Annotated in this window: 16 protein-coding genes; 7 read left to right on the plus strand and 9 right to left on the minus strand. The window is 31.7% G+C overall.

Annotated features, from left to right (window positions below; genetic code table 11):
* The 5 genes from METFODRAFT_RS11180 to METFODRAFT_RS07520 all read left to right on the plus strand — a co-directional run.
* On the plus strand, nt 1-254 hold a 254-nt coding region (locus METFODRAFT_RS11180), incomplete at its 5' end, for a hypothetical protein (protein ID WP_007044976.1).
* Between the two features lie 152 nt (nt 255-406).
* Nucleotides 407-604: a hypothetical protein gene (locus METFODRAFT_RS11565; RefSeq protein WP_048115753.1), complete on the plus strand. Its 198-nt coding sequence runs from the start codon at nt 407-409 to the stop codon at nt 602-604.
* Between the two features lie 645 nt (nt 605-1,249).
* Nucleotides 1,250-2,329 carry a permease gene (locus METFODRAFT_RS07515; protein ID WP_007044977.1) on the plus strand — a complete coding sequence of 360 codons (1,080 nt, stop codon included), beginning with the start codon at nt 1,250-1,252 and terminating at the stop codon, nt 2,327-2,329.
* A complete protein-coding gene (locus tag METFODRAFT_RS11070) occupies nt 2,326-2,490 on the plus strand; it encodes a hypothetical protein (RefSeq protein WP_007044978.1) in 165 nt (54 codons plus the stop codon). Before METFODRAFT_RS07515 ends, METFODRAFT_RS11070 begins: the two co-directional genes overlap by 4 nt.
* 179 nt (nt 2,491-2,669) lie before the next feature.
* On the plus strand, nt 2,670-3,839 hold the full coding sequence (locus METFODRAFT_RS07520) for an ABC transporter substrate-binding protein (RefSeq protein ID WP_007044979.1): 1,170 nt from the start codon (nt 2,670-2,672) through the stop codon (nt 3,837-3,839).
* Nucleotides 3,840-3,846: 7 nt separating this feature from the next.
* Here the strand turns inward: METFODRAFT_RS07520 and METFODRAFT_RS07525 are convergent, their stop codons facing one another.
* From METFODRAFT_RS07525 to METFODRAFT_RS07560, 8 genes are all read right to left on the minus strand, one after another.
* Entirely contained in the window at nt 3,847-5,235 is a 1,389-nt protein-coding gene (locus METFODRAFT_RS07525) for an NAD(P)-binding protein (RefSeq protein ID WP_007044980.1), read from the minus strand.
* Between the two features lie 37 nt (nt 5,236-5,272).
* Nucleotides 5,273-6,430, minus strand: a complete 1,158-nt coding sequence (locus tag METFODRAFT_RS07530) for a vWA domain-containing protein (protein ID WP_007044981.1) — start codon at nt 6,428-6,430, stop codon at nt 5,273-5,275.
* Complete coding sequence (locus METFODRAFT_RS07535) at nt 6,417-7,052, minus strand: hypothetical protein (protein ID WP_007044982.1); 636 nt, start codon at nt 7,050-7,052, stop codon at nt 6,417-6,419. The genes METFODRAFT_RS07530 and METFODRAFT_RS07535 overlap by 14 nt, the downstream gene beginning before the upstream one ends.
* The gene (locus METFODRAFT_RS07540; RefSeq protein ID WP_007044983.1) at nt 7,042-8,169 is read right to left on the minus strand and encodes an AAA family ATPase; all 1,128 of its coding nucleotides are present in this window, start codon (nt 8,167-8,169) and stop codon (nt 7,042-7,044) included. The genes METFODRAFT_RS07535 and METFODRAFT_RS07540 overlap by 11 nt, the downstream gene beginning before the upstream one ends.
* 108 nt (nt 8,170-8,277) lie before the next feature.
* Nucleotides 8,278-8,601 (minus strand): DUF190 domain-containing protein, encoded by a 324-nt coding sequence (locus tag METFODRAFT_RS07545; RefSeq protein WP_007044984.1) that lies wholly within the window; start codon nt 8,599-8,601, stop codon nt 8,278-8,280.
* Between the two features lie 140 nt (nt 8,602-8,741).
* Entirely contained in the window at nt 8,742-9,110 is a 369-nt protein-coding gene (crcB, locus tag METFODRAFT_RS07550; RefSeq protein WP_007044985.1) for a fluoride efflux transporter CrcB, read from the minus strand.
* Nucleotides 9,107-9,736 (minus strand): cobalt-precorrin-7 (C(5))-methyltransferase, encoded by a 630-nt coding sequence (locus METFODRAFT_RS07555; protein ID WP_007044986.1) that lies wholly within the window; start codon nt 9,734-9,736, stop codon nt 9,107-9,109. The genes crcB and METFODRAFT_RS07555 overlap by 4 nt, the downstream gene beginning before the upstream one ends.
* A 51-nt stretch (nt 9,737-9,787) precedes the next feature.
* Nucleotides 9,788-11,041: a cation:proton antiporter gene (locus tag METFODRAFT_RS07560; protein ID WP_007044987.1), complete on the minus strand. Its 1,254-nt coding sequence runs from the start codon at nt 11,039-11,041 to the stop codon at nt 9,788-9,790.
* Between the two features lie 182 nt (nt 11,042-11,223).
* Between METFODRAFT_RS07560 and METFODRAFT_RS07565 the strand changes: the two genes are divergently transcribed.
* Nucleotides 11,224-12,375, plus strand: a complete 1,152-nt coding sequence (locus METFODRAFT_RS07565; protein WP_007044988.1) for a geranylgeranyl reductase family protein — start codon at nt 11,224-11,226, stop codon at nt 12,373-12,375.
* On the opposite strand, the gene ade is transcribed toward METFODRAFT_RS07565, so the two are convergent.
* A complete protein-coding gene (gene ade / locus METFODRAFT_RS07570) occupies nt 12,376-14,043 on the minus strand; it encodes an adenine deaminase (protein ID WP_007044989.1) in 1,668 nt (555 codons plus the stop codon).
* A gap of 122 nt (nt 14,044-14,165) precedes the next feature.
* Here ade and METFODRAFT_RS10230 point away from each other — a divergent pair.
* On the plus strand, nt 14,166-14,305 hold a 140-nt coding region (locus METFODRAFT_RS10230), incomplete at its 3' end, for a transposase (RefSeq protein WP_007044990.1).

Here is a 14,305-nt window from a genome sequence, read left to right on the forward strand (position 1 = left end):
GATTTCATGAACTAAAAATTTATGCACTGAGATTTATTAACTATTTAAACGATTTTATTAGTAGAATACTAACCAATCCGAAAATATATAGAACTGAAGACTACACAAAGGGATTAATTAAAGCCATGGAAAGCACATACTTAGAAACGATTGGCAAGTTAAATTACCCTTCGGTAGATTCCTACTATCGATACATAAAGAACGCAGATATTACTATGATAAAAGAGATATATAAATCTTATGTTAAATCATAAGGGACGATATAAAAAAACATTAAAAAGAAACGTTTATTTATCGATAGATACCCACTTTGAAGGATATTATGGAAAATATTCAGAGACCTGCAATATAATTCATAAATTTAAGAAAGAAAGGGGAAGTTCTGGTTCGTATAAATATATCGTAGGTGTTTTACATACAAATTCGTTTAGTAGTTTATTGCGATATTATTGAAGTTGATAAAAAGACCCTATCTAAGTATGTAGAGGAGATTTTAGATTTTGTTATTAACGAATTAAAAATAAACCCAAAGAAACTTATAGCTTTAATCGATAGGGAGTTTAAGGACTTTAACATCATAAAGATTTTTGAGATACAACTGTAATTACATAAGCTTTATCCCAAAGAACGGTAGAGTAAAATACTACACTCGAAAAAGAGTATAAAAAGGCGATAAATGGAAGTTCGATTATTTCATAAGTAAATATTTATATCAAAATTAATAATCGTTGAAGATAATACCGTTTATTACACTTTCTTAACGAATCTTGATTTTGAACATGCAAAGGACTATCTAAAAAATCTATAAAAAAGCGTTGGAATATAGAAACAAGATTTAGAATGTTTAAAGACCTAAAAATAAAACGAAATCAGGACTTTAAAGGTAGGTTGTTTCTATTTATCCTTAGAGCGATAATCCATAACTTTTGGATTTGGATGAAACATAAAAACGAAATTCCTTATAATTTAAATTATAATTTAAAAGAATTTATTATATCAATTAACGACTTTGCAAACTTGTATTGCAAACCTTCCTTTGATTATGGTGGTAATACTCGGTTGTGTATATCTAATGCATATTCGGAGATACTGTAAAAGTTTTCATTAATATCTTATTATTCAAAGGTTTTATTTGTATATTTATATATTTGAATATTTTTGAAAAATATTGAAATTAATCGATATATCGAAAATTATAAATTAGGCATGGTATTATAACAAACATATAAAAATTAAAAAAGGTGATTGTGTGGATGTGATATATTTGCTAAATGTGGCAATACAAACTTTAATTGATTATTTGAATTTAAACAGAGTTATAGCACTCACAATTGCCTTCTTCATGGCAGGTGGAATAGCATCAATGATAAACAAAAACTTCATAATAAAATACTTCGGCCCAGATACACCAAAACACATATCCTACTTAGTTGCATCTGTAAGTGGATGCTTACTTGCAGTGTGTTCATGCACCATCTTGCCTTTATTCGCTGGGATATACAAAAGAGGGGCAGGAATTGGTCCAGCGACAACCTTTCTCTTTTCTGGACCTGCAATAAATGTTCTTGCAATATTCTACTCTGCGGCATTGCTTGGTTGGAGAATTGGATTTACAAGGGCAGTGTTTGCGATACTGTTGTCTATACTGATAGGCCTATCAATGGAACTCATATTCAAATCCCATGAAAAGAAAAGAAAATTTAGAATAGGGAAAGCAGATAGTATATCAACAAGACCTACCTATCAAACCGCAATCTTCTTCCTAATACAACTTATGATGCTTTTAATAATTACTGCCTCACCTAAGTTAGTGCCAATTTTAAGCGTTCCATTGTATGATGGATTTTTGGTTAAGCATTTATTAACAATTATCCTTGCAGCAGTTCTTGCAGTAGTTGTGAAAAAATGGTTCAAAACAGATGAGATAAAGGTGTGGTTAAGAGAAACCTTCATTCTCGCAAGGATGGTTGTGCCATTGTTGTTAATTGGTGTAGCGATAGCGGGAATTTTGAAGGCAGTTATACCACCTAAATTAATTGGACAGTATGTTGGTGGAAATTCAATAATGGCAAACTTTGTGGCATCATCAATAGGGGCTTTGATGTATTTCGCTACTTTAACTGAAGTACCAATTATAAAATCATTGATGGAATTGGGTATGGGTGTGGGGCCTGCAATGGCTCTCCTTTTAGCAGGTCCAAGTTTAAGCATCCCTACAATTTTAACAATCTCAAGAATCTTGGGGGTTAAAAAGGCATTAACTTACTTGGGACTTGTTGTTATATTCTCAACTATCGCAGGTTTAATCACAGGTGGGGTGATATTATGATTGTGTGGAATTTAATATGTCCAAATTGCAAAAAAAGGGTTACGCTTAAATTGGATGTCTGTCCATGTATGGCATCCCAAATCCCAATACCAAAATGTGAAAACTGCAACACCGAAATGACATTTGATATAAATGCAAAAAGAGGAAGGAGAAGAAAATAACTTTTTTTATTTTTTAAACTTTTTTCAAAAAATTAGCAACTTAATTTAAATCCACAAGAACTAAAACAAATTTTTAAATGGTTTTTCTTATAAGAAAAATTAATCGACATTTTTTTCTTAAAATGCTAATAATATGCAAAAAAATCAAAAATTTTATATAGTTGGTTTTTACTTAACTCATGTTTGTCAAAGGGGGTGATATTATCAAAAAATACCTAATACTTTTGGGTTCTATCCTTATTGCAGGAGTTTTATTTAGCGGTTGCATGCAAAACGAGACAAAAACTGAAATCCCAACATTAAAAGTTGCTTACCTCCCAACAGATCACCATGCAGCATTGTTTGTTGCTGCTAAGGAAGGGAATTTATTTAAGGATAAGTATGGTATATATATGAAAGAAATTGAACCAAAGAAAAAATATGAGTTATATGAAAACGGCAAAAAGGTTGCTGATGTTGAGTTGGTTCAAGTTGTTGAAGGTGGAGCAAAAATAATGACCTTAATGGCTCAAAACCAAATCGACATTGGGTTAAATGGGGTCCCACCAGCGGTCTTTGCAATAGACAAGGGAACAAAAGCAAAAATCATAAGTGCTTTGCAGGGAGAAGGTTCAGCGGTTGTAGTAAGAAAAGACATTCCTGTAAATAATTGGAAAGAATTTATAGATTGGATAAAAGAACAGCATGCAAAAGGAGAACAAGTTAGGATAGGTCATCCATTACCAGTTTCAATTCAATACGTTATGATACAGAAGGCGTTAGAGGCAGAAGGGATAACATACACCGAAAACAAAGATGACAAAGATGCAATGGTTTTATTGGTGAACTGTAAAGGACAAAAATCCATGCCGCAAATGCTCTCACAAAAAGAACTCGATGCAGTAATTGCATGGGAACCAATGCCAGAAGTTTTAAAAACCCAAAATATTGGTAAACCAATTATCTACAGTGGAGAATTACCACCAAACAGTATGTGGAAAAACCATCCATGCTGTGTTGTTGTAGCCTCAGAAGATGCTTTAAATAACAAGAGAGATGCTGTAAAGGCATTCTTAAAACTCATAGTGTTGGCAACAAAAGAAATTAATGAAAACAAAGAATTGGCTATAAAAGACAGTGCAGAATGGCTTGGAGTTAATGAGAAAGTTGAAGAAGAATCAATACCACATCTGAAATTTGACACAAATCCAGAACCATTGAAAGAAGGGGCATACGTATTCGTTAATGTAATGAACAAACAAGGAGCAATGGATGGAAAACTCAAAGGTGTAAGTGACAAGAATGAAATTGACAATATATTGTTTGACTTCAGTATCTACAACGAAATAATGAAGGAATTAAATAAATAATTCTTTTTTATTTCTTTTTAAAAGCACATTTAAACTCTGATAGCATAACTTCAACAGAATATGCTGCTCTTGTTATCCCCATACTTCTTGGGTCTGCGTCAGTCCCAATCACATAGAAATTGTCTTTTATTTTTGGATAAACAAAGAACTGCCCTATGCAACATGACGCCTGCTCAGGAATGGATTCTTGAACATGCACCATATCCGCTTTGTTAATATCAATACCTAATTTATTTTCGATTGCAGATAATGCATTTTTCTTTTTCATACCCACAAATGAAAATCCCATTAGATGCATCCCTTTTGGAGCGAGAGATTTGTCGTAATTTGTTACACATGTAGCCCAGCAAGGTGGGTCTATCCACACCTCAGATCCAAGATATGGGAATGGATTTTCCTCATGTCCAATCCAGACAGTTAGGGATTTTGTAAATTTTATGTTTCTCAACTTATCCTTTAATTTTTGAACCTCATCAACCTTTGCGATATCTGGGAGATACCTCGATGGGGCGGAGAAAACAACCACATCAGCATAGTAGTTGTCCTCTTTTGTACTTACAACATAACCATTTTTTTCCTCTTCAATGCTAACAACTTCCTCATTTTTGATTTTTGTATTATTTAGTGAGTATAAAATGCAATCACGTATGGATTGAACTCCACCAACAGGATAACCTTGCGTCCAATACCTACTCCCATTAACAAATTTATTTAGGTATTTTTTTGAACTGTTCTTTATGGTTGTTAAAAATCCATCAGATAAAACACTCCTAACTTTTTCTGGGCTAAATTTTTTAACCAATATTGATTTCATTGGATTTATCTTCAAATCCTTATAGATGAATGGCAAAATGTCATCCTCTGGTATATAACCTGCTCCAGTAAACAACCTCCACAACGGAGTGTTTTCCATATTTTCCCCACTCAAAAAATAACAAATAGTATCAAAAAACTTTATAGAAACATCACTCAGACCCATTTCACTAACAACATCATAAACAGAGGTGTCTTTTGTAAATCCGGTTGTCATTAGGTCCATGATTTTTGTTGTGATTAGAACTTTGTCTTTGTGGGGAATTAAAGGAGTTGTCAGCCATTCTTGCATAGACACTGGGATTTTGTATAACTCGTTGTTTTCTCTAACATAATAGTCCCCATATTCTTTAAAATTTGGTATAAATCTTGCATACTTATTCAAAAGTCTTATCAATGGTCCATTGTTTAGCATGGTGATTGCATGAACTCCAATATCCACTGTGTAACCATTTACCTTTTCACTCCTACATAACCCCCCTATATTATTTTTTTCCAAAACAACAACATCATGCCCTTCCTTCTCCAATGCCAAAGATGATAAAAGCCCCGAAGTACCTCCACCAATTACAACGACTTTCATATTTCCACCACAAAATTTTTAGAACTTTAAATTTAAATTACATTAAAACTGTATCAAAAACCTGTTCTGCACTTTTTGATGTTAGTTGATATATGGTTATTGCTTCATCAGATACCTTTTTTAAACTTACAGTTGGTTTTGTATTTATACAGAATGAAAAAATCTTTATCCCCCTTTTATGCTTTTCCTCCAATATATATTCAATGAATGCCTTTGACATCTCACACTCTCCATCTGTTATGAAAACAATATTTCCATTAAATTCTAATGCCTTCTTAAGAGGTTTTTCAAAATCTGTCCCACCACCAAAGAATATGGAAGCAAATTCAATAATATCCTTTGAGTTTGGTCTTTTGTCAAATATCTTTATCTCCCTAACACCATCGTCAAATAAAACACACACAAATTTCCTCTTTTCTCTCAAACTTATCTCTAATAAGGACAATGCTATTGCCTTGCCCCAAACTTCTTTAGCACCGCCCATAGAACCACTTAAATCCAAACAAACTACAAAATCCCCTTTGCTTTTTTCATTGTTTAAAATTTCATAGTTCAAAATCCTATGCTCTGAAAACCTCTTCAAAAAATCAATATAGAGTATGTCATCCGATAGGTTTTTAATTTCATTTAGGAGTAGTTTTGATAAGTCGTTTCCATACTTTACCCTATGCCTATCTCCACTAAAATGCTTTATTTTTGTTTTATATTTTTTTAATGCCATCCTCCTGAATTCTCCAAGTTTATTCACAAGTTCATTTAACTTCTTATTCTTTAAAAGTTTTTCTGCCAGTTCTAATTTTTTCTTTGGGTTTGTGTATCTTTTCTCCCCCTTTCCCCTTCCACAGAGTGTGTTTATTGATGAGGAAATGTTTTCTATATAAGTTGCAGTTTCTTTTAAAATCTCCCCCAGTCCCTCCTCAACATCTTTTTTCTTCTTTTTCTCACTTAATTTTTCAGAGAAGTATTGGGTTGCCATTAGAGAACACGTTTCATCGAGTGAAGTAATTACCTTAATGGTTTTGTAATGCCTATTTTTGATTATGGCATTTATTAGTGGATTTTCTTTTATTATTTCTATCTGATATTTAAAGAATAAGTAAAAAATCAACTCCATCTCCTTCTCATCCAAGTAAAATGTTAATTTATCTTTGTTTTCATTCCAAATCATCTTATCATATTTATCATACCTTATCATCATATCCCTTTAGGTATCTTAAAAATTCTTTTGCTTCCTCTTTGTTGATATGTTTTAAAACCAAAGGAATAAAATCATAAACTAAATTCTTATCAATTTCTGCTATTTTTTTCAAAACATATAGGGAATAGAATGAATCAAAGTTCTTATATAATTCCAATAATATTGCCTCCTTATTCTCTGCCTTAAAGATTAGAGAAACCAAAGCATCAGCATAAACCTTATTGTCCATGTTTTTAATGAGTTTTGGATATGCATAGATGGTTAGTTTTGATGGGATTTTTGCAAGCGCCTCTGCACTCGCATATCTTATTACCTCAAATTCACTATCCAACGATTTTATGAGAAAAGGAATGTAATTATAAACCTCTTCAACATACTTCTCCCCCACCTTTCCAATGATCTTTATACCAAGAGCAATAATCTCCCTATTTTTTGGATCGAAGGTTTGAAACTCATAAATAATGTCTTCAAGATCTTTCTCCTTTGTTTCCCTCACCAAAGTAAATACGTCCTCCAAAATCTCTAATTCTAAAATTTCATCCACATCTTTATTGTATATTTCCTTTAATGCCTTTAACTTTGATCTATTTCCCAATCTAAACATTTTTTTATAGTTCATTTAACAGCCCCTCTATAATTTTATCAAATTCTTCAGTTTCCTTTAATATCCTATCAATAACCCCTGTTTTTTTGTTGTTTGATTTTGCCTCATTCTTCATCTTTTTTAGTTCTAATTTTATACAGCCAACTTTGCATAGGATTTCAATAAGTTTGTTGTAGTCCTTTCCGCAATTTTTGATTCGTTTGGTGTCGATATATTTTAATTCTTTCTTTAGATGATTTAGCACTTCTTTTTTCTCCAAAGCATATTGAGAGTAGGAATTGGAAACTTCAAAGACAATCTTTGATACAACCATGTAATCCTCAACTTCATCCCAAAATACATGCCTTAAGATTTCCAAGTCCTCTTCATCAGCCTCTTTTTTTCCATTCAATAAAGCATAACTTTTTATTGCCTTTATAGATTTCTTCAATCTCCTATCAGAAATGAATACATTGTTGTGGTTTAGTTTTGTCTTTATATCAATCAAATAATCAATTATATTATCTATATTAACTTTTTCTGCCTTTTTTTGTAACTTTTTTATATCATCTGTTGTTATTTTTGTGCTTGGAATATACTCCTCATCCAAATAAATTAAATTCTTTAAATTCTCTTTGGATTTTATACTACTCACAATCTTCCTAAACAAAAACCTATCATAAAATGCCAACAACTCATTCTCCTCTGGCAGTTCATTGGATGCACCAAACAAACTTATCAAAGGCACTCTTTGGATAACATCTCCGTTGTGGTAAATTCTCTCATTCATTATTGATAGTAAAGCGTTTAATATACTGCTATTTGCTTTAAAAATCTCATCTAAGAATGCAATTTCAGCATTTGGTAGATAGTTCTCTGTTTTTCTAACGAATCTATCATTTTCTTTGAGTTCTTTAATACTTAAAGGTCCAAAGAGTTCATCCTCTGTAGAGAATCTCGTTATAAGTTTTTCAAAGTAATTTGCATTTATGTGGGATGCTATCGCTCTAATCAGTTGGGATTTAGCAACTCCAGGATTTCCTAAGAATATACAGTGTTCATTCGCAATTAATGCAGTTAAGGCAATATCTACCTCCTCATCCCTCTCTATGAAGTAACTCCTCAGTTCCTCTCTTATTTTTTGAAGTTTCATTGTTTCCTCCATAATACTTTATGATAACTTTTTATTATTAAATTATTATTTAAATTTAACCTTTTTTAAATACAATACATTCAAAAATTGAAATATTGCAAAAAAGTGTTAGTTCTTATTTTTTTTATAAACCTCCACATCCATAACATATATGAGTCCATTATTCCCAACAATATCGGTAATTTTTGGTAGAACTTTTAATATATTCTCCTCTTTATCAACGCATTCAATCACAACTGGCAGATTCATAGACAACCTCAAAATATCAAACCTTGAAATCCCCCTAACGCCATAACCACACACGCCTTTAAATGTCGTTGCACCAGAGATATTATTTTCTTTCAAGATTTTGATGATGTATTTGTATAAAGCCTCATCCCTATACTTATCCCCTTCTCTCAAATAAATCCTTAATAATTTTGCTTTTATCATTTAAATCACCCCTACAATGCATACTGAGCGAAGTAATTGGTTGTGTACTTAACGTTATTAATGAATATTTTGTTTTGTTTTAAGTTCAATATTTGAATAATATTAAAAAGTCACATAAAATCCCTTATCCAATTAATTATCTACTTAAATATCATCAATGAAACTAATCGTCCAATATATACCATAAACAAACATCCTAAAACATTTATGAGGATATTCAATGTTGCCTTAATTAACAATCCATCTTCCATCAATGCAAACGTTTCATAGGAAAATGTTGAGAACGTTGTTAATGCCCCACAAAATCCAGTAGTAATGAGGAATTTTACATCACTTGATATATAAAATATGGACGAATACATAAAAAATCCAAGGATAAAACTTCCTATTAAATTTACGGTTAGTGTTCCTGTTGGTAATCCAAATTTAACTGGTATAATACCTCCAATAACATACCTCAATATCGCTCCAAAAAAACCACCAATACCAATTAGTAGCAATTCTCTCATTTATCTCCCTCCAAAATACAAATGCATAAATATGAAAAATCCATTTTTAGCAAATTTTTTAAAGAATCCCTAACTATTCTTTCATTTTCATAGGTTAAATTTTCACAAACAATCATTTCTTTCCCTGGATTTACACCATTATTTATTAGATACTCCATATCTTCCTTTACGTTGCTTGGTAAAAAAATAACCTTCTGATTATTTTTTATTAGATTTAGCAATTTTCTTCTATTTTCTTCCCTTCCATGGAGTGTTATTATTTCATAGTCCTCCCAAGATATTTTTAATCTTGCTGCTGCAATTTGAATGGATGAGATTCCAGAGATAACTTCAATATCTTCCTTCTTAACCCCTAAACTTAATATCGTCTTTAACAACCCACTAAAACATGGATCACCAGTAGATAAAATAGAAACATTGATATTTTTGTCTTTTGTAGAGTTTATTATCTCTTTTAATTCTTCCCTCAAATTTTTTGTTAAGTAGTATTTTTTATCCTCTTCAATATCAAATAAATCCAAAGCCCTTCTACTTCCAACAACAACATCCGAATTTTTTACCACTTCAATAGCCATTAATGTCAAATATCTTTTATCCCCTGGGCCAATGCCGATAACATATAGCATAAAACCACCAAAAAATAAATAAAATTTTAATTAAATAATATTAAATCTAAATTAATCTTTAAGAAGTTTTTTAGCAAGAACTTCTGCCCATGAAGCCTCAAGAACAACGCTTAATATTATGGTCATGAAGGTAGCAACCAATATTCCTCCTGCCAATTCACTTGGTGGTATAATGTGGGATATACTGGCTGGTACTATAGACGGGTTGTTCATTATTTCTGAATAAACCATTGCCGCTAACGTGGCTGGAACCACACCTCTTGGCCCTTCAAGAGCCATATATATTCTTTCAGTTATTGACCTTACTGGTGGAATTGCCGTTGCTATTAATACACCAATAGGTCTTGCTGTAAATATTGAACCTAAGGCACATAAGATTGCAAGAACGCCATAATTTGTAAGTAAATTCAATGAAATTCCTGCACCCAATAGAACGAATATTAATATTCTTACAAACACAGATAGTTCATTATAAAATGTGGCCACTTTTTCCATTTCTTCACGCTTTTCAGATTTTTCTGCAAGCGTATTTCCAATATATAGTCCCATTATAGCAACGGTCATAAATCCACTAATTTCATATCCAGTTAGTTTTGGAAATATTACTTCTGCAATACACCAAAAGACCAACGTAAGACCCAATGTAAATGGTGCAATATAGTCCCTAAATCTTATTTTTGATACAATTATTTCATAAAATTTTCCACCAATAAGACCTAAAACAACCCCGCCTATAGCCAATGTAAAGAAATCCACCAATGGATTTTCACTTGTAGCCAACAACCCCATTGCAGAAAGGCATAAAACTGTTGTCACAATCCCAAGAGGGTCATTAAATACACTCTCTGCCTCAAGTATAACAGAAATCTCTGAGTTTATATCCAATTTTGACATTATAGGAATTAATGTTGCAGGGTCTGTAGCACAGGTTATTGATCCAAACAAAAACCCAATTATAGATAATAAAGGTAATTTAAATATTAGGTTAAATATTATACCCGATATAAACAAAGTTATTAACAATGCGAATATATCAAGTTTCAGAACCACATCTAAAACCCTTCTTAAAATTGCCCACTCCATTTCAAATGAACCTATAAAAAGAAGAATTATTAAACCAAGGTTTCCTATAAATCCAAAGACACTCTGAACATAAGATTCCTGAACTACCCCAGCAATAGGTCCGAGAATTAACCCGAATATTAGTAATAAGGGAATATCGGGTATATTGAGTTTTTCAGCAATTTTTGCTATGATAGAACCCCCAACAAAGAGGATTGACAAATAGGTGATAAGTAAGTACATTTTCTCACCTCACTTGTAAAATTTAGATAGTACTTGTTACCACACCAGTTTATATACTTTATCTAAATTTAATGGTGTTAAGTGATTTATATTAAAAATAAAAAATCTTCCAATTTGTAAATTCCATAATTTCTTTGAAATATCTGTTATATGAAAAAACGTACATAAAAATGGAGGATATCATGGATTTAGAAAAGTACGATGTTGTTATTGTTGGAGGAGGACCTGTTGGATGCATAACAGGGGAGAGCATAAAAAACCATAACGTTCTTATTGTTGAGGAACATCAGAGTATTGGAGTTCCCCTACAGTGTGCTGGGTTAGTGAGTAAGAGAGGATCTAAAGAGTTGGGGGATCCAAAAGGTTGTGTAAATAAAATTAGAGGGGCGTATATACATGCAAAGGGTACAACCCTAAATATAGGAAATGAAGAAATTAGGGCATACGTTTATGAAAGGAAAGTTATGGATAAGGATATTGCAATAAGAGCATCGAAACATGCTGATTTTTTATTAAAAACTTATGGAAGAATAAAAATTGAGAAAAATAAGTATAAATTAATTCTAAACCATATGGGAGAGGAATTCGAAATATTTCCAAAGATTATCATCGGATCTGATGGAACAAAATCCACCATAGGGAAATCCATTGGACTAATTAACAACAAAAATAGGGAGATTTTATCAAGTTGTCAGTTTGAGATGGTTGATGTTGATATTGATGATGATTTTGTGCATGTGTTTATTGATAAAGATTATAGTAGAGAATTTTTTATTTGGATAATCCCAATGGGAAAAGATAGGGTTAGGGTTGGGTTGTGTGATAAAGGTAACTGCTACAAAAAATTAGTAGATTTCATAAATAACCACCCAATAGCAAAAGAAATGCTCAAAAATGCAACTACTACTGAATTTTCAGTGGGTGCTTTACCTATCGGTTATTCAAAGACAGTAAAAGATAATGTCCTTTTAGTTGGAGATGCCGCTGGGCAGGTTAAACCATTAACAGGGGGGGGATTATACTACGGAGCAAGATGTGCAAAGATTTGTGGAGAGATTGTTGATAAGTACCTATCAAACGACTATGATTTAGATTATCTAAAAAACTATGAAAAACTTTGGAAGAGGGAAATTGGAAGAGAAATTGATATCGGCTTAAAAATTAGGAAAATATTTTTAAAGATGAATAACAACCAAATAGAAAAAATCCTAAACTTTATAAAAAATAGTGGTTTGATAGAGTATATTAACGAACATGGGGATATGGATAAACCTTCTTATGTTGTAAAACATGTTTTTGAAAACTATTTTAAAGGTTTTTTAAAGTTTAGGTAGTTATTTTTTTATAAACAAATCAACAATTTTCATATCTTTTACAAGTCCTCTATCAGTTATCTTCAATTCTGGGATTACTGGAAGGGAGAAGAAAGACATGGATAAGAAAATATTTCCAAATTTACTCCAACTTTTTATTTTATCTTCAATGGACAGCGTTTTTTCCAAAACATAATTTCCATCATCCCCCATAATCCCCCCAATATTTAACTTTAAATAATCAACAACTTCCCCATCCTTAACTGCAACAAAACCTCCACCAATATCTTTTAAAAAATTTACTGCTAACGCTAAATCATCTTCATTATTTCCAATAGCAATAACATTATGCGAATCATGAGCATAGGAAGATGCCACAGCCCCCTCCTTTAAAAAATCAAAAATTAATCCTTTTCCAATATTGTTTGTGTTTTTATGCCTCTCTAAAACAAATATTTTGTTTATTTTATTTTTTTCTTTTAATTTTATTGCCTCTTCAACATCCATAACAATTTCTCTTGTAATTAAAGAATCTTCTATTGGTTCAATAGCCCTAACACTCCCATCTTTTATATCGTAATCAATCCCCCCGATTAAAAAATCCTCTTTCTTTTTGTAGTGGTAGTTTATGGTTGATTTTTTGATTTTGTTGTTTTTGGTTTTAACTTTTTTAAAAATCTCATCCAAAAACCTTCCTTTAACAACAATATCCAAAACATCAAAATTATCCAAATCATTAAAAATAATTAAACTTGCTTCATTTCCAGGTTTTATTCCAACATCAAATCCAAAATAGTTTGCAGGATTTATGGTGACCATTTGGATTGCCTCAATAGGGGAGATGTATTTTGTTGCCTTTCTTAATATTTTTAGCATGTATCTGCCGTCTAAATCTTTAATGGAAACGTCATCACTAACAAGCATAATGTTTCTTTTATCGTTAATTTTTTTTGCTATTGAAAGTAGGTTTATATTTTTTGATGCAGTTCCTTCCCTAATCATTAACTTCAATCCCAACCTAAGTTTTTCCAATACTTCCTCTTCTTCAGTACATTCGTGGTCTGACATAATGCCATGAGAAATGTATTTGCATAAATCCAATCCCCTCAACTGCGGGCAGTGCCCATCTATTAACTTTCCTGCTTTTTTAACAACCTCTATCTTTTTTAAAACCTTTTCATCTTCATTTACAACCCCAACATAATTCATAACCTCCCCTAAACCTAAAACATTTGGTAAATTTATTAATTCCGCAATATCCTCTGCATCAATAACTGCCCCACTTGTCTCTAAGTCTGTTGCTGGAACACATGAAGGAATCATAACATAAACATCTAAAATCTCTGCATCGTCCATCATAAACAAAATACCCTCTTTTCCAAGAACATTTGCAATCTCATGAGGATCTATAACAACCTTTGTAACTCCACTCTTTAGTGCAAATTTCTCAAATTCAGAGGGTATTATATGGGATGACTCTATATGTATGTGCCCATCTATGAATGTTGGGGATAAATATTTCCCTTTTAAATCAATAACCTTAACTTCTTTTTTTATTTTTTCAATTATCTTATCAATTTCGTCATTTAGATCTACAAAGGATATTTTGTCTTTTTCAACAACAACATTTCCCTCAACAATTTCCCCACTATAAACATCAACAATATTTGCGTTTTTGAAGACAATCATTGTATCCCCTTTTATGAAAATTCTTAAATATCCTAAGTAGATAATAATTATAATAATATTTAACAATCGCTCATCTTCACTTACAATTACATATACAAATAATAATCGCGATATATAATTTTATGAGCGTCGAAGTATATAAGTTATTCATACCAAAGGATGAGGAGTGTATTGCAATTATAAGGGAGATTAGATGGAGTGATAGATATATTTGCCCATATTGTGGTTCGAAAGATGTTGTAAGATACAGATGTAATTCGTG

This window comes from Methanotorris formicicus Mc-S-70, assembly GCF_000243455.1.
Taxonomy (GTDB): Archaea; AGJL01; Methanococci; order Methanococcales; family Methanococcaceae; genus Methanotorris; species Methanotorris formicicus.